General features: G+C 63.4%; 18 protein-coding genes. 8 read left to right on the top strand and 10 right to left on the bottom strand.

The genetic code is table 11. The features are described 5' to 3' along the window. Positions 1–45 precede the first annotated feature (45 nt). The 3 genes from rsmD to H0I86_RS29760 are packed head-to-tail and all read right to left on the bottom strand — an operon-like array spanning position 46 to position 3504. Positions 46–666, bottom strand: a complete 621-nt coding sequence (gene rsmD, locus H0I86_RS29770) for a 16S rRNA (guanine(966)-N(2))-methyltransferase RsmD (protein ID WP_180923160.1) — start codon at positions 664–666, stop codon at positions 46–48. Continuing rightward, positions 666–2156, bottom strand: coding sequence for a M16 family metallopeptidase (locus tag H0I86_RS29765; RefSeq protein WP_180923159.1), 1491 nt, complete (start codon positions 2154–2156; stop codon positions 666–668). Before H0I86_RS29765 ends, rsmD begins: the two co-directional genes overlap by 1 nt. Beyond that, a complete protein-coding gene (locus H0I86_RS29760) occupies positions 2149–3504 on the bottom strand; it encodes a M16 family metallopeptidase (RefSeq protein ID WP_180923158.1) in 1356 nt (451 codons plus the stop codon). Before H0I86_RS29760 ends, H0I86_RS29765 begins: the two co-directional genes overlap by 8 nt. Positions 3505–4125: 621 nt before the next feature. Here H0I86_RS29760 and ftsY point away from each other — a divergent pair. The 4 genes from ftsY (at position 4126) to rpoH (ending at position 8330) form a co-directional block, all read left to right on the top strand. After that, positions 4126–5673 carry a signal recognition particle-docking protein FtsY gene (gene ftsY, locus H0I86_RS29755; protein ID WP_180923157.1) on the top strand — a complete coding sequence of 516 codons (1548 nt, stop codon included), beginning with the start codon at positions 4126–4128 and terminating at the stop codon, positions 5671–5673. After that, positions 5670–6341 (top strand): cell division ATP-binding protein FtsE, encoded by a 672-nt coding sequence (gene ftsE, locus H0I86_RS29750; RefSeq protein WP_180923156.1) that lies wholly within the window; start codon positions 5670–5672, stop codon positions 6339–6341. Before ftsY ends, ftsE begins: the two co-directional genes overlap by 4 nt. Continuing rightward, the gene (gene ftsX, locus H0I86_RS29745) at positions 6338–7360 is read left to right on the top strand and encodes a permease-like cell division protein FtsX (RefSeq protein WP_180923155.1); all 1023 of its coding nucleotides are present in this window, start codon (positions 6338–6340) and stop codon (positions 7358–7360) included. Before ftsE ends, ftsX begins: the two co-directional genes overlap by 4 nt. A 115-nt stretch (positions 7361–7475) precedes the next feature. After that, on the top strand, positions 7476–8330 hold the full coding sequence (gene rpoH, locus H0I86_RS29740) for an RNA polymerase sigma factor RpoH (RefSeq protein ID WP_007921212.1): 855 nt from the start codon (positions 7476–7478) through the stop codon (positions 8328–8330). A 148-nt stretch (positions 8331–8478) separates the two neighbouring features. Here the strand turns inward: rpoH and mtgA are convergent, their stop codons facing one another. Continuing rightward, the gene (gene mtgA, locus H0I86_RS29735) at positions 8479–9201 is read right to left on the bottom strand and encodes a monofunctional biosynthetic peptidoglycan transglycosylase (RefSeq protein ID WP_180923154.1); all 723 of its coding nucleotides are present in this window, start codon (positions 9199–9201) and stop codon (positions 8479–8481) included. A 73-nt stretch (positions 9202–9274) separates the two neighbouring features. Here mtgA and H0I86_RS29730 point away from each other — a divergent pair, with 73 nt between their 5' ends. The 4 genes from H0I86_RS29730 (at position 9275) to trmB (ending at position 11524) form a co-directional block, all read left to right on the top strand. Then, positions 9275–9655, top strand: coding sequence for a DUF423 domain-containing protein (locus H0I86_RS29730; protein ID WP_180923153.1), 381 nt, complete (start codon positions 9275–9277; stop codon positions 9653–9655). A gap of 71 nt (positions 9656–9726) precedes the next feature. After that, positions 9727–9927, top strand: a complete 201-nt coding sequence (gene thiS / locus H0I86_RS29725) for a sulfur carrier protein ThiS (protein ID WP_180923152.1) — start codon at positions 9727–9729, stop codon at positions 9925–9927. A 67-nt stretch (positions 9928–9994) separates the two neighbouring features. Then, positions 9995–10789, top strand: coding sequence for a thiazole synthase (locus tag H0I86_RS29720; RefSeq protein WP_007921204.1), 795 nt, complete (start codon positions 9995–9997; stop codon positions 10787–10789). Between the two features lie 9 nt (positions 10790–10798). Continuing rightward, on the top strand, positions 10799–11524 hold the full coding sequence (gene trmB, locus H0I86_RS29715) for a tRNA (guanosine(46)-N7)-methyltransferase TrmB (RefSeq protein ID WP_180923151.1): 726 nt from the start codon (positions 10799–10801) through the stop codon (positions 11522–11524). 44 nt (positions 11525–11568) lie between these two features. On the opposite strand, the gene H0I86_RS29710 is transcribed toward trmB, so the two are convergent. The 6 genes from H0I86_RS29710 to metW all read right to left on the bottom strand — a co-directional run bounded on the left by H0I86_RS29710 (position 11569) and on the right by metW (position 15478). After that, complete coding sequence (locus tag H0I86_RS29710) at positions 11569–12120, bottom strand: RNA 2'-phosphotransferase (RefSeq protein WP_180925932.1); 552 nt, start codon at positions 12118–12120, stop codon at positions 11569–11571. Between the two features lie 137 nt (positions 12121–12257). Next, positions 12258–12581 carry a DUF3392 domain-containing protein gene (locus H0I86_RS29705; RefSeq protein ID WP_007921199.1) on the bottom strand — a complete coding sequence of 108 codons (324 nt, stop codon included), beginning with the start codon at positions 12579–12581 and terminating at the stop codon, positions 12258–12260. A 22-nt stretch (positions 12582–12603) separates the two neighbouring features. Further along, a complete protein-coding gene (hemW, locus tag H0I86_RS29700) occupies positions 12604–13806 on the bottom strand; it encodes a radical SAM family heme chaperone HemW (protein ID WP_258019373.1) in 1203 nt (400 codons plus the stop codon). Further along, positions 13803–14399 carry an RdgB/HAM1 family non-canonical purine NTP pyrophosphatase gene (rdgB, locus tag H0I86_RS29695; RefSeq protein ID WP_009046030.1) on the bottom strand — a complete coding sequence of 199 codons (597 nt, stop codon included), beginning with the start codon at positions 14397–14399 and terminating at the stop codon, positions 13803–13805. Before rdgB ends, hemW begins: the two co-directional genes overlap by 4 nt. Then, positions 14396–14830, bottom strand: a complete 435-nt coding sequence (locus H0I86_RS29690; RefSeq protein WP_028683555.1) for a DUF4426 domain-containing protein — start codon at positions 14828–14830, stop codon at positions 14396–14398. Before H0I86_RS29690 ends, rdgB begins: the two co-directional genes overlap by 4 nt. 27 nt (positions 14831–14857) lie before the next feature. After that, a complete protein-coding gene (metW, locus tag H0I86_RS29685; RefSeq protein ID WP_007921185.1) occupies positions 14858–15478 on the bottom strand; it encodes a methionine biosynthesis protein MetW in 621 nt (206 codons plus the stop codon). Position 15479: the final 1 nt, after the last annotated feature.

Raw genomic sequence — 15479 nt, 5'->3', positions numbered from 1 at the left:
GGTGCGCGTCCCCGGCGGGGCTGCGCACCTTTTCAGGCCAGTGGTTTAACCGGCGATCTCTGCCATACGTTGCCACAAGGCGTAGTACACCTGCCCGGATTTTTGCTCGCGGTGCAGGCGCCAGTTCGCCGGGAGGCCGAGGGTCGACGGCGCGGTTTCACTTTCGGTATAGACCCAGGCGTCGTCGGCCAGCCAGTCGCGTTCTTCCAGCAGGGCGCAGGCGGCCGGCAGCAGGTTCTGATGGAACGGCGGGTCGAGGAAAACCAGGTCGAAACGGCTGGCCGGCTGGCTTTCCAGATAACGCAGGGCGTCGGCGGTTTGTACCTGACCAACGGTGCAGCGCAGGGTGCCCAGGTGTTCGCGCAGGCGCGACACGGCCAGGTTGCTGGCATCCAGCGCCTGGCCCATGGCGGCGCCACGGGACAGGGCTTCGAGAAACAGCGCGCCGCTGCCGGCGAACAGGTCGAGCACCTTGGCCCCGGCGACATAAGGCGCCAGCCAGTTGAACAGGGTTTCGCGCACCCGGTCCGGCGTCGGGCGCAGGCCCGGCACATCGGGGAAGCTCAGGCGGCGGCTGCGCCACTCGCCGCCGATGATGCGCAGTTGGCCCACACCGTTGTGCTGGTTGTGGACGGGTTTCTTGCTGGGACGCGATGGGCTGGCCATTAGTGCTCCGGAACCCCGAGCGGCTGCTCGGCGGGTTTGTCAGTAGGGGCCGGCAACGGCTTTTGCGGCACGGTCGGACCGGCGGTGACGATGACCATCTTGTCCGCGCTCAGGTGCTTGTTCAGTACGTCCCGGACCTGTTCCACGGTCAGGCTCTGGGACTGCTGCATGAAGTCTTCAAGATAGCTCAGCGGCAGGTTGTAGAAGCCGATGGCGCCCAGTTGGCCGACGATGTCGGCGTTGCTGGCGGTGGACAGCGGGAAGCTGCCGGCCAGCTCGCGCTTGGCGTCGTCGAGTTCCTTCTGGGTCGGGCCGGTCTTGAGGTAGTCGGCGAGTACGTCCTGCACCAGCTTGAGGGTGCCCTCGCTCATTTCGGCGCGGGTCTGCAGGTTGATCATGAACGGGCCACGGGCCTGCATCGGGCTGAAGCCGGAATAGACGCCGTAGGTCAGGCCGCGCTTCTCGCGTACTTCGCTCATCAGCCGGGTGCCAAAACCGCCGCCGCCAAGGATCTGGTTGCCCAGGGACAGCGCCGCGTAATCCGGATCGTCACGATCGATGCCCAGTTGCGCCAGCAGCAGGCTGGTCTGGCTGGACGGGTACTCGATATGGCCGATGCTGGCCTGTGGTTCGCTCGGTTGCGGGATTTTCGCCAGCGCCGGGCCTTTGGGCAGGGCGGCGGAGATCTGCGCGGCAATCGCCTCGGCATCGCTGCGCGACAGATCGCCCACCAGGGCGATCACCACGTTGCCGGCGGCATAGGCCTTGGCGTGGAACGCCCGCAGCTGGGCCAGGCTAATCGGCGGCACGCTCTGCGCGGTGCCGTCGCTGGAATGGGCATACGGATGGCTGCCGTACAGGCGGTTCATCAGCTCCAGGCTCGCCAGCTTGCCGGGGTTCTGTTTCTGGTACTCGAAGCCGGCGAGCATCTGGTTCTTGATGCGCGCCAGGGAATCGGCCGGGAAGGTCGGCTTGCCGACGACATCGGCGAACAGTTGCAGGGCCGGCGCGCGCTTGTCCGGCGCGCTCAGGCTGCGCAGGGAAGCGATGGCCATGTCCTTGTAGGCACCGTTGCCGAAATCGGCGCCCAGGCCTTCGAAACCTTCGGCGATCGCGCCGACATCCTTGCCGGCCACGCCTTCGTTGAGCATGGCGTTGGTCAGCATCGCCAGGCCCGGCGCGTCGCCGTCCTGGCTGCTGCCGGCGGCGAAGGTCAGGCGCATGTCGAACATCGGCAGCTCATGGGCTTCGACGAACAGCACCTTGGCGCCTTCGGCGGTGCTCCAGGTCTTGATGTCGAGGCTGCGGTGGCTTGGGGCCTTGCCGTCGAGCTCGGCCAGGGATTGCAGCTTCTGGCTGCTCTTGGCCTTGTCCAGCGACTGGCTGGCGTCGGACGGGGCCGCGCGCAGCAGATAAAGGCCGGCGGCGGCGATCAGGGCCACGAGTGCCAGGCCGAGCAGGACCGGGCTGGCGCTTTTGCGCTTACTCATGAGCGGACTCCTCAGGCAATACGTGGGCAACGCTCAGGCGTTCGCGGGTGAAATAGGTACGAGCGGCCTTCTGGATGTCTTCAGGGGTCACGCTTTGCAGTTCGGCAAGTTCGGTATCCATGAGCTTCCAGGACAGGCCGACGGTTTCCAGCTGGCCGATGGCGGTAGCCTGGCTGGTGATGGAGTCACGCTCGTAGACCAGGCCGGCGATCACCTGGGCGCGCACGCGCTCCAGTTCTTCGGCGGTCGGCGGGGTGGTTTTCAGCTCTTCGAGCAAACGCCACAACCCGGCTTCGGCCTGGGCGATGGTTTTTTTCTTCTGGCTGTTGGGCATGGCCGAAAGCAGGAACAGGCTGTCGCCGCGGGTGTAGGCGTCGAAGCTCGACGAGCCGCCGGACACCAGCTCTTCGCCGCGCTCCAGGCGGGTCGGGATACGGGCGCTGTAGCCGCCGTCGAGCAGCGCGGCGATCAGGCGCAGGGCGTGCACCGAATGCTTGTCTTCGGCGGTGGCGATGCTCGGCACGTTGAAGGCCAGCATCACGCTCGGCAGCTGGGTCTTCACCCGCAGGGTGAGCTGCCGCTCGCCAGGCTCGGCCAGCTCCAGGGGAATCTTCGCCGCGGGCACGGCCCGCTTGGGAATGGCGCCGAAATAACGTTGGGCCAGGGTTTTGACTTCGTCCGGGGTGACATCGCCGACCACCACCAGGGTGGCGTTGTTCGGCACATACCAGGACTCGTACCAGTGGCGCAGTTCCTCGACCTTCATCCGGTTGAGGTCGGCCATCCAGCCGATGGTCGGCGTGTGGTAGCCGCTGGCCGGGTAGGCCATCGCCTTGAAGCGTTCGAAGGCCTTGGACATCGGCTTGTCGTCGGTGCGCAGGCGGCGCTCTTCCTTGATTACTTCGATTTCGCGGCTGAACTCATCCGGCGGCAGGCGCAGGCTGGCCATGCGATCGGCTTCCAGCTCGAAGGCCACGCCCAGGCGGTCGCGGGCCAGCACCTGGTAATAGGCGGTGAAATCGTCGCTGGTGAAGGCGTTCTCTTCGGCGCCCAGGTCGCGCAGGATCAGCGAGGCTTCGCCGGGGCCGATCTTTTCGCTGCCCTTGAACATCATGTGTTCCAGGGCGTGGGACAAGCCGGTCTGGCCCGGGGTTTCGTAGCTGGAGCCGACTTTGTACCAGACCTGGGAGACCACGACCGGAGCCCGATGGTCTTCCCGGACCACGACCTTGAGGCCGTTGTCGAGGGTGAATTCGTGGGTGGGTTGTGGATCGGCAGCCAAGGCTGAAAGGGGCAGACAAACCGTACTGAGCAGCAGGCCTGCGGCGCGGCGGGCTAGAGCATTCATTCGTTTTTTAAACCTGTTGGACTGCCCGCTTGGTCTTAGCCTACGGGCGAGAGGTTGGGGCGCGTCATCAATCATTACCAGTACCGCGCCGGAGCCTGCCAGTACGCAGGGCAAGGCGCGAGGAGTGTGGTTTGGTCATTCCAAATAAACTCCGAGCAACGCAGCCCTGCGCACTGGCAGGCCCGGCCCTCCGGGTGGCGCCTGAAAACGGGCCATGCTGCGTTGCAGTCCTTGGAAAGGAAAACACATTTCCGGCGGACTGCGCCTTGCCTGGCCCGTTTTCAGGCGGCCACGCGGTACTGGTAATGATTGATGACACGCCCTAGGATACTGATCCGTTTTACTGGCGGCCACGCCTATCAGGCTCGCATGGATCAACGTGTGCTTGAGCAGGTTGTATGGGTTCCCGGCAAGAAGCGCTGTTTTATCGACTAGACTTCGACTTTTCGCCGATTTTGCCGTTTCAGTCCTTTAGTAAAATCGATCCTTGAGATGCCATTGGGCACCTCGACAAAATGTTGCGCGTGAACAAGCCGGCGGAAACGCAGTCTGTTCTGCATCGAATATTTATTTGCCGGTGCGCCTTGATGGCGCGTCGCTACCTTGAGATAGCCGTCCTCCATGTTTGGTTCCAACGACGACAAGAAGACCCCAGCCGCGGCTGGCGAGAAGAAAGGCCTGTTCGGATGGCTGCGCAAAAAGCCGCAGGAAACCGTCGTCGAACAGCCACAAGTCCCTGTCGAGCCTGTCTCGGCTCCCACTCCCGTTATAGAACAAGCCCCGGTTGCCGAAGTTGTGGCGCCTGTGGTGTTGCCGATCGCCGAGCCGATCCTGCAGCCTGAACAACCTGCGCCAGCGGTCGAGCCTGCTGCCGCGGCGGAGCTGCCGCTGACCCCCGATCCCGAGCACAAGCCCTGGCTGACCCTTCCGGTGGCGGAAGAGCCGGTGGCGCTGGTGGAAGACGAGCAGGCGCCGCACATCACTCCGCCGATTCCGGCCGCGACTGATGTGCAGCAAGCCGCCGAGCTGTTGGTGGCCGAGTTGGCACACAGCGAGCCAGCTGCGGCCCAGGCGCCGATCGAAGAAAAGGACGTGCCGCAACCGGTGATCGCGGCCTTCGTGCAGCCCGAGCCTGTCCGAGCACCGGAGCCTGCCCCGGTTGTCGTTGCTCCAGTTGCTCCAGTCGCGGCGGTCGAAGCGCCCGCTGCCGTCGAGGCGCCCCGTGCCGAAGAAAACAAGGTCGGCTTCTTCGCCCGCCTCAAGCAGGGCCTGTCCAAGACCAGTGCCAGCATCGGCGAAGGCATGGCCAGCCTGTTCCTGGGCAAGAAGACCATCGACGACGAGCTGCTGGAAGATATCGAAACCCGCCTGCTGACCGCCGACGTGGGCGTGGAAGCCACTGCGGTGATCATTCGGAACCTGACCCAGAAGGTCGCGCGCAAACAGCTGACCGACGTCGATGCGCTGTACAAGTCGCTGCAGGCCGAGCTGGCGAGCATGCTCAAGCCGGTGGAGCAGCCGCTGCGGATCGCTTCGCAAACCAAGCCGTTCGTGATTCTGGTGGTGGGCGTCAACGGCGCCGGCAAGACCACCACCATCGGTAAGCTGGCCAAGAAGCTGCAGCTCGAAGGCAAGAAGGTCATGCTCGCCGCGGGCGATACCTTCCGCGCCGCGGCGGTGGAACAGCTGCAGGTCTGGGGCGAGCGTAACAAGATCCCGGTCATCGCCCAGCACACCGGCGCCGACTCGGCTTCGGTGATCTTCGACGCCGTGCAGGCCGCCAAGGCCCGTGGCATCGATGTGCTGATCGCCGACACCGCCGGTCGCCTGCACACCAAAGACAACCTGATGGAAGAGCTGAAGAAGGTTCGCCGGGTGATCGGCAAGCTCGACGCCGACGCGCCGCACGAAGTGCTGCTGGTGCTCGACGCCGGTACCGGCCAGAACGCCATCAACCAGGCCAAGCAGTTCAACCAGACGGTCGAGCTGACCGGCCTGGCCCTGACCAAGCTCGATGGCACCGCCAAGGGCGGGGTGATCTTCGCCCTGGCCAAGCAGTTCGGCCTGCCGATCCGCTACATCGGCGTCGGTGAGGGCATCGACGACCTGCGTACCTTTGAAGCCGAACCCTTTGTCCAGGCACTGTTTGCCGAGCGGGAGCGTTCATGATTCGTTTCGAACAGGTCGGTAAGCGTTACTCGAACGGCCACGTCGGCTTGCACGAGCTGAGTTTCCGGGTTCGTCGGGGCGAGTTTCTGTTCGTCACCGGTCATTCTGGTGCCGGCAAGTCCACGCTACTGCGGTTGTTGCTGGCCATGGAGCGTCCAACCAGCGGCAAGCTGCTGTTGGCCGGCCAGGACCTGAGCACCATCAGCAATGCGCAGATTCCGTTCCTGCGGCGGCAGATCGGCGTGGTGTTCCAGAACCACCAATTGCTGTTCGATCGCACCGTTTTCAACAACGTCGCCTTGCCGTTGCAGATCCTCGGCCTGTCCAAGGTCGAAATCGCCAAGCGCGTGGACTCGGCCCTGGAGCGCGTGGCGCTCTCGGACAAGACCGATCTCTACCCGGGTGACCTGTCCACCGGTCAGCAGCAGCGCGTCGGCATTGCCCGCGCCATCGTGCACCGTCCGGCCTTGCTGTTGGCGGACGAACCCACAGGTAACCTCGACCCGCGTCTGGCGGCGGAAATCATGGGCGTATTCGAAGATATCAACCGTCTGGGCACCAGCGTGCTGATCGCCAGTCACGACCTGGCGCTGATCGCACGCATGCGCCACCGCATGCTGACCCTGCAACGCGGCCGATTGATCGGCGACGGGGAGGCTGGCGTATGAGTGCGACTCGCAGCCCCAAAGTGGCCGAACGTGTGGCTCCGAAAGCCTCGGACCAGCCGCCACAGAAGAAAAAGCGCGACGAGGACGACGGCCCGGATTTCAGCACCCTGCTGCATGCCTGGATCGAAAGCCATCGCGCCAGCCTGCTGGATAGCCTGCGCCGCCTGGGCAAGCAGCCGATCGGCAGCTTCTTCACCTGCCTGGTGATGGCCGTGGCCCTGAGCCTGCCGATGGGCTTGTCGTTGTTGCTCAACAACGTCGAGCGCCTGGGCGGTTCCTGGCAGCGCGCGGCGCAGATTTCCCTGTACCTGGAGCTCGACGCCAGCGCCACCGAGGGCGAAAGCCTGAGCGGGCAGATCAAGGCCATGCCGGGCGTGGCGGATGCCGAGTTCATCAGCAAGGACAAGGCCCTGGACGAGTTCCAGCAGCAGTCCGGGCTGGGCGAGGCGCTCAAGGAGTTGCCGCAGAACCCGCTGCCGGGCGTGGTCCTGGTCACGCCGAACGAAGTGGACAAGGCGACCTTGGAAGCCTTGCGTCAGCGCCTGGCGGAAATGCCCAAGGTGCAGCAGGCGCAACTGGACCTGGTGTGGGTCGAGCGGCTGGCGGCGATCCTCAAGCTGGGCGACCGCTTTGTCTTCGGCCTGACGGTGTTGCTGGTTTCTGCATTACTTTTGGTGATAGGCAATACCATTCGTCTTCATATTGAAAACCGCCGCACCGAGATAGAAGTGATTAAACTCGTCGGCGGCACGGACAGTTATGTGCGGCGTCCCTTCCTTTATATGGGCGCCTTGTATGGCTTCGGTGCGGGGATTCTGTCCTGGGGTGTTCTGGCGTTCGGCCTCGACTGGCTGAATGATGCGGTAGTGGGGCTGGCCGGCTTGTACGGCAGTGATTTCGCCCTGGCTGGCGTGCCGGTCGCCGATGGTCTATCACTCTTGCTTGGCGCGGTGTTGTTGGGGTATATCGGTGCGTGGATTGCGGTCGCCCGCCACTTGCGGGAGCTGGCGCCGAAATAGTGTCTTTTTGCTTGTATTGACCTTTTAGAACTTTTGGGAACTTGTTTTGCGGTTCCCGGTCAATTTTCAGCAGTGCTGAATAAGCACGAGTTATGTGAGTCGGAGGTTTTTTCGTATGACCACTTCTTTGCAACCTGCTTATGCCTTGGTCCCGGGTGCGAACCTGGAGGCCTATGTGCACACGGTGAACAGCATTCCATTGCTGACGCCCGAGCAGGAGCGTGAACTGGCCGAGAGTCTCTACTATGAGCAGGATCTTGAGGCGGCTCGGCAGATGGTGCTCGCCCACCTGCGTTTTGTCGTACATATCGCCCGTAGCTATTCCGGCTACGGTCTGGCCCAGGCCGACCTGATTCAGGAAGGCAATGTCGGCCTGATGAAGGCTGTAAAACGCTTCAACCCGGAAATGGGCGTGCGTCTGGTTTCGTTCGCCGTGCACTGGATCAAGGCGGAAATCCACGAGTTCATCCTGCGCAACTGGCGCATCGTGAAAGTCGCGACCACCAAGGCCCAGCGCAAGCTGTTCTTCAACCTGCGCAGCCAGAAGAAGCGCCTGGCCTGGTTGAATAACGAAGAAGTCCATCGTGTGGCGGAAAGCCTTGGTGTGGAGCCGCGCGAAGTGCGCGAGATGGAAAGCCGCCTGACCGGCCATGACATGGCCTTCGACCCAGCCGCCGAAGCGGATGACGACAGCGCCTTCCAATCGCCGGCCAACTACCTGGAAGACCACCGTTACGATCCGGCCCGTCAGCTGGAAGACGCCGACTGGACCGACAACTCCACCAGCAACCTGCACGAGGCGCTGGAAGTGTTGGACGACCGCAGCCGCGACATTCTCTACCAGCGCTGGCTGGCGGAAGAGAAAGCCACGCTGCATGATCTGGCGCAGAAGTACAACGTGTCGGCCGAGCGTATCCGTCAGCTCGAGAAGAGCGCGATGAACAAGCTCAAGTTGTCGATTGCCGCGTAATACGCCACGCAATAAAAAACGCCCCGATCCGATCGGGGCGTTTTTGTTTGTGGCGTTGGGGCGGCGGTGTCTGTAAGGGCGCTATCGCGAGCAAGCTTCGCGCCTGCAGAAGAATGCGTGGGCCTGTAGCGCGATCAGATCTTGAGCTTCACTGCGCCCACAGCGCCTTGCGCGAATCGTTCAGGCCCAGCAGGTAGCTGTCGCCGCCCAGCTGGCTCATCTGCCGGCGGATCCAGCCGGCCCGTTGTGCCACATAGCTGCTCGGATGGCTGGCGCTCCATACCCGAGGGTTGGGCAGGACTGCGGCCAGCAGGCTGGCCTGCTGCCGCGACAGCGAGCCCGCGCTGACGCCGAAGTGATGCCGCGCCGCGGCTTCGGCGCCAAATACGCCTTCGTCCCACTCGACGCTGTTGAGGTAGACCTCGAGAATCCGTTGCTTGGGCCAGAAGATCTCGATCAGCCCGGTGAACCAAGCCTCCAGCCCTTTGCGCAGCCAGCTGCGTCCGGACCACAGGAACAGGTTTTTCGCCACTTGCTGGCTCAGGGTACTGGCGCCACGAATCGAACCGCCGCGCTCGTTGTGGGCGAAGGCGGCCTGGATCGCGCCGAAGTCGAACCCCCAGTGTTCAGGGAATTTCTGGTCTTCGCCGGCGATCACCGCCACCTTCAGGTCGTCGGAGATCTCGTCCCAGGGTTTCCAGCTGCGTTGCAGGTCGATGGGTTCGCCGTCGATCCAGGATTCGACCTTGCGTTCGACCATCAAGGCCGTGCCCGGAGGCGGCACGACACGGAACACCAGCACCAGCAAAACGCTGCCGGCGGCGAACCAGAGCAGGGCTTTAGATAAACGACGGAAAAATAAACGCAGCATAGAGATGGCTTGGCCGAACCCGTTGAGCGCGCCATTATACAGGCCCGATCGACGATTCTGACTGGAGTTCCTCATGCTGCGTGGCTTCCTGATGCTGGCCGCCTTTTTCGGCTTTACCGGCGTTGCCCTGGGCGCATTCGCTGCCCACGGTCTGAAAAGTCGCCTGAGCGCGGAATACCTGGTGATTTTCCATACCGGCGTCACCTACCAGCTGGTGCACACCCTGGCACTGCTGGGCGTGGCGCTGCTGGCCACGCAGATCCCCGGCCGCCTGGTGACCTGGGCCGGTGCTTCGTTCGCCATCGGTATCCTGTTGTTTTCCGGCAGCCTCTACCTGCTGACCCTCACCGGTTTCAGCAAGCTGGGCATCGTCGCCCCGTTCGGTGGCCTGGCCTTCCTGATCGGCTGGTTGTGCCTGGGTCTTGCCGCCTGGCGTTTGCAACTGACCGCTTGACGCTTGTAGCTGACCTTTAGGTCATGATCGGGCTAGAATGCTGACCCCTAAAAATGATGGCGGCATTCGGCATGCGCATTCAGTTGAACGGCGAATCCTTTGAACTGCCCGACGGCGAAACCGTTGCGGCCCTGCTGACCCGTCTGGACCTGACCGGACGCCGGATCGCGGTTGAACTCAACCTGGATATCGTCCCGCGCAGCCAGCACGCCGAGACCACCCTCAACGAGGGCGATCGGGTCGAAGTCGTACACGCCATCGGCGGCGGCTAGCCACCCGGGCCAGGGTTGGCCCCACCCACGCATTCTGCAAGAACCTCACCCCAATAGAGGATTTCCGATGAGCAACGTTCGCAGCGACAAGCCTTTCGTCCTGGCCGGTCGTACTTACCAGTCGCGTTTGCTGGTAGGCACCGGCAAGTACCGTGACATGGAAGAAACCCGCCTGGCCATCGAAGCCTCGGGTGCCGAGATTGTCACCGTCGCCGTGCGCCGGACCAATATCGGGCAGAACCCGGGCGAACCGAACCTGCTGGATATCCTGCCGCCGGATCGCTATACCATCCTGCCGAACACCGCCGGTTGCTATGACGCGGTCGAAGCCGTGCGCACCTGCCGCCTGGCCCGTGAACTGCTCGACGGCCATAACCTGGTGAAGCTGGAAGTGCTGGCCGACCAGAAAACCCTGTTCCCCAACGTGCTGGAAACCCTCAAGGCCGCCGAAGTGCTGGTCAAGGAAGGTTTCGACGTGATGGTGTACACCAGCGATGATCCGATCATCGCCCGCCAACTGGCGGAAATGGGCTGCATCGCGGTCATGCCGCTGGCTGGCCTGATCGGTACTGGCCTGGGGATCTGCAACCCGTACAACCTGCAGATCATCCTCGAAGAAGCCAAGGTCCCGGTGCTGGTGGATGCCGGTGTCGGCACTGCCTCCGACGCCACCATCGCCATGGAGCTGGGCTGCGAAGCGGTGCTGATGAACTCGGCCATCGCCCATGCGCAACAACCGGTGCTGATGGCCGAAGCCATGAAGCACGCCATTGTGGCAGGCCGCCTGGCGTACCTCGCCGGCCGCATGCCGAAGAAACTCTATGCCAGCGCTTCCTCGCCGCTGGATGGTCTGATCAAGTAAGAGCCATTGATGACTGAATCAAACGACACGCCAATCCAGCCGGAAGCCGGCGACGAGCGCCAACACCGCCGCATCAAGAGTTTCGTGATGCGCGCCGGGCGCATGACCGAAGGCCAGCAGCGCGGCCTGGAGCAGGGCGCGCCGCTGTATGTGCTGCCGCTGGCCGACGCGCCGGTGGATTTCGATCAGGTGTTTGGCCGCTCGGCGCCACGTTCCCTGGAAATCGGCTTCGGCATGGGCCACTCGCTGCTGGAAATGGCCGCGGCCGCGCCGGAGCAGGATTTCATTGGTGTGGAAGTGCACCGTCCGGGTGTCGGCGCGCTGCTCAACGGCGTGCTGACCCGGGGCCTGACCAACCTGCGGGTCTACGATTGCGATGCGATCGAAGTGCTCAACCGCTGCATCGCCGATAACAGCCTGGATCGCCTGATGCTGTTTTTCCCCGATCCGTGGCACAAGAGCCGTCATCACAAGCGTCGTATCGTGCAGGCGTCCTTCGCCGAGCTGGTGCGCAGCAAGCTGAAGGTCGGCGGCATCCTGCATATGGCCACCGACTGGGAGCCTTATGCCGAGTACATGCTGGAAGTGATGAATGTCGCGCCGGGTTACCGCAACCTGGCCGAGGACGGCAAGTGCGTGCCGCGTCCTGCCGAGCGTCCGATCACCAAGTTCGAGCGCCGCGGCGAGCGCCTGGGCCATGGTGTGTGGGATCTGAAGTTCGAAAAGCTGGCTTGAGCCAATCTGTGGGAGCGGAGTTTGCTCGCGAGCAAGCTTCGCTCTTACGACAACGCTTCGATAAAACCAACGGGAACGTGATCGGTCAGCCAGACCTCGTTCTCCGCCTGATAAAACTTGAATCCCTGCGCCTGCATGTCCTGTGCGGCGATCTTGAGTATCACCACCTTCCCGTAGCGCTGCCCCACGGCTTCGGCGGTCGCCAGGTCCTGTGACAGGTGCACGTGATGGCGTGCGCCTGGGACCAGGCCCTTCTCGTTGATCGAGTCCATGAATCGCGTGGCGGTGCCGTGGTAAAGCACAGCCGGTGGTGGCTGCTCGGCCAGTTGCAGGCTCACGGTCTTGCTGGAGTGGCCTTGCACGGCGCGGATGCGCTGGCCATCGTCGGAGAGGGCGAAGCGTTTCTTGTCATTGCTGGCGACCACCTCGGCGATCAGTTCGGGCGTCAGCTCGCGTCCTTCCCTGGCGGCACCCTCGATCAAGGCATCGATCCCGGCCCAGCCTTCGCTGTCCAGTTGCAGGCCAATCGCCTGCGGCTCGTGGCGCAGCACGTAGCTGAGGAACTTGCTGGTATCGTCCAGGCGCTTTTTGCTCATGTTCTGCATATCCCTGCATTCGTCTTCTGTAGGAGCGAGCGGGCGGCGATCCGACTTGCCCACGATGGTCGCCACGCGCAATGCCTGGCACAGCGCGTCGTTCATCGCGCGCAACCTTCGATTCTACGGGGCGCGGTTTATCGGCGGTCGGCGACGACGCCGATCAGCACCAGCACCACCAGCAGCACCGGCGCCAGGCTGTAGTTGTTGAACTGGCTCAGGCCGCGGACGATCCACGGCGTGGCGTAGATCAGCGCCGCGCCGCTGCCGATCATGCACAGCAGCGCCATCATCGGTACGCGCAGGGCGCCGGCGAGGCCGCCCAGGCGCGCTTCGACCCAGCCTTTGATATCGGCGCCGAACAGCACCAACAGGCAGCCGACCAGGGCCAGGGAGATTTCTGAAAGGTTGCTGCGACTCCAGCGGGACACGGTAGCGAGCAGGTCGAGTATCAAATCCATTCGTTTTCCCTTAGGGCTGAAATCAGCTCAGAAATTTCTGCAGCAAGTCATTGAGGAAGAGTTGGCCACGCGGGGTGGCCGCCAGGCGTGACGGTTCGACCTGCAACAGGCCGCTTTGTTCGGCGTCGCGGCGACCTTCGGCGAGGCTTTCCAGGGGCAGCCCGGTGCGCTCCGGGTACAGCCGGGCCTCGACGCCTTCGGTCAGACGCAGGGCGTTCATCAGGAATTCGAACGGCAGTTCTTCGTTGCTCAGGTCCTTTTCGCCGGCCTTGAAGTTTTTCGCCCGGTTGAGGTAGTCCTTGGGCAGGCGGGTCTTCCAGGTGCGCACGATGCGCCCGTCCGGATGGCTGAGCTTGCCGTGGGCGCCGGCGCCAATGCCGATGAAGTCGCCGAAGCTCCAGTAATTGAGGTTGTGCCGTGCCGCCCGGCCGGGCTGGGCATAGGCCGAGACTTCGTACTGGGCGTAGCCGTGCTCGGCCAGCAGCGCCTGGCCGGCTTCCTGGATGTCCCACAGGGTGTCGTCTTCCGGCAGTGTCGGCGGCTGGTTCCAGAACACCGTATTGGGCTCCAGGGTCAGCTGGTACCAGGACAGGTGGGTCGGTTTCATGGCGATGGCCTGGCGCAGGTCGCTCAGGGCGTCGTCCAGGGACTGATCCGGCAGGCCGTGCATCAGGTCCAGGTTGAAGTTGTCGAACCCGGCCTGGCGCGCCATGCCGGCGGCGCGGACCGCTTCGTCGCCGTTATGGATGCGGCCCAGGGCCTTGAGCTTGTCCTCCTGGAAGCTCTGGATGCCGATCGACAGGCGATTGATGCCCAGGGCGCGATAGGCGGTGAACTTCTCCTGCTCGAAGGTCCCGGGGTTGGCTTCCAGGGTGATCTCGATGTCGTGGGCGAACGGGATGCGTTGCTCCACGCCTTTGAGCAGCCGGCCCAGGGCCTGGGCACTGAACAGGCTCGGCGTACCGCCGCCGAAGAAGATCGAACTCAGCTCGCGGCCATAGACGGCGGACAGGTCCTGGTCGAGGTCGGCCAGCAGGGCGTCGACGTACTCTTCTTCCGGCAGTACCGGGCTGGCGGCGTGGGAGTTGAAGTCGCAGTAAGGGCATTTGCGTACACACCACGGGATGTGGATGTACAGCGCCAGGGGCGGCAGCTGGGGCAGGGCCGCCCGGGGCGTTTGCGCACCGCCGAGAATCAGCGGTTGCGCGGACGAATCAATGGTCATTGCAGGCTCAAGCGTTGCCGCAGAATGGCCATGGCGCGGGCGCGATGGCTGAGTTGGTTCTTTTGGATCGGGTCCAGTTCGGCGCTGGAGCAGTTGCGCTCCGGCACCCAGAACAGCGGGTCGTAGCCGAAACCGTGCTCACCGCTGGCGGCCGTGAGAATGCGTCCGTGCCACAGGCCTTCGCAGAGGATCGGCAACGGATCCTCGGCATGCCGCACCAGCGCCAGCACGCAGACGAACTGCGCGCCGCGCTCGGCCTCGGGGACGTCCTTCAGGGCGTCCAGCAGCTTGGCGTTGTTCGCCGCGTCGCCCTGGCCGTCGGCGTAACGCGCCGAGTAGATGCCCGGCGCGCCGCCGAGGAAGTCCACCGCCAGGCCCGAATCGTCCGCCAGCGCCGGCAGGCCGGAAATGCGCGAAGCGTTGCGGGCCTTGAGGATGGCGTTCTCGACGAACGACAGGCCGGTTTCTTCCGGCTCGACGCTGCTGAACTCGCCGATCGAGCGCAGGTGCACCGAGTCGCCGAGCATGGCCTGGAGTTCCTTGAGTTTGCCGGCGTTATGGCTGGCCAGTACGAGTTGGGTAAAAGTCATCATTCGCCGGGGAAAAGCTCTTGGTTGAAATTGATGGTGTTGATCGTGTCGCCGGTCTGCACCTTGATTTCGAAGGTGCGGGTTTCCTGCTGTTCCACCGGGTACTGGGCGATGTAGTAGATCGCGCCCTGTTCGGTGACCTGCTTGAATTTCAGCGGCACCGATTGGCTGGTCAGGTCCTTGACGGTCCCGGTGACCTGGGCGACCAGCGGTTTGCCGGCCTTGAGCACGGAAACGTTGATCACGCCCTGGTTCTTGCTGCGCACCAGTTCCGCGGCCTTGGCGATATCCGGTTGCAGGAAGGTGGAGTTGAAGGTGTTGTAGTGCACGGTCACGTCACCGAACACTTCCTGGCGTTCGCCCTTGATGGGCTCGGCGGCCATCGCCGACGCGCTCAGGCACGCTGCCAATAGAAAAGTAACCAAGCGACCCATGATCGTTCTCCTTGCTTTGAACCTGGTTTATACCGCGATCTGGTGATCCTGCAGGCCGGGGCTGCTGACGCGGTAGATGCCGATCTCACCTAACAGATTAGGCCATAGCTTACTGGCCCACCCGTGCCGGTGCTGTTGATCCACCGCAAGGCGATCGATGACCTTGGCTTCGCGTTCGCGGCAAAGCTCTTCGAAGTCCTCGAATGTGCAGAAGTGGATGTTCGGCGTGTTGTACCAGGTGTACGGCAGGAATTCGGAGACCGGCATCCGCCCCTTGCTGGCCAGGTACCAGCGGCAGCGCCAGTGACCGAAGTTGGGGAAGGTGATGATGCACTGGCGGCCGACCCGCAGCATTTCGTCGAGGATCCGGTCCGGGTAGTGCACGGCCTGCAGGGCCTGGGTCATGACCACGATATCGAAGCTGTTGCTGGCGAAGTTGCCCAGGCCCTTGTCCAGGTCCTGTTCGATGACGTTGATGCCCTTGGCCACGCACTCGGCGATGTTGTCCGGGTCGTTTTCCAGGCCATAGCCGGTGACCTGCTTGTGATCGCGCAGCCAGCTCAGCAGTTCGCCATTGCCGCAACCGAGGTCGAGCACGCGGCTGCCGGCGGGGATCCATTCCTGGATGATTTCCAGATCAGCTCTCATG

It is taken from the genome of Pseudomonas chlororaphis subsp. aurantiaca (genome assembly GCF_013466605.1).
Lineage (GTDB): Bacteria > Pseudomonadota > Gammaproteobacteria > Pseudomonadales > Pseudomonadaceae > Aquipseudomonas > Aquipseudomonas chlororaphis_I.
The sequence above is the reverse complement of the archived record's forward strand: the minus strand, read 5'-3'. Positions and strand labels throughout refer to the sequence as shown.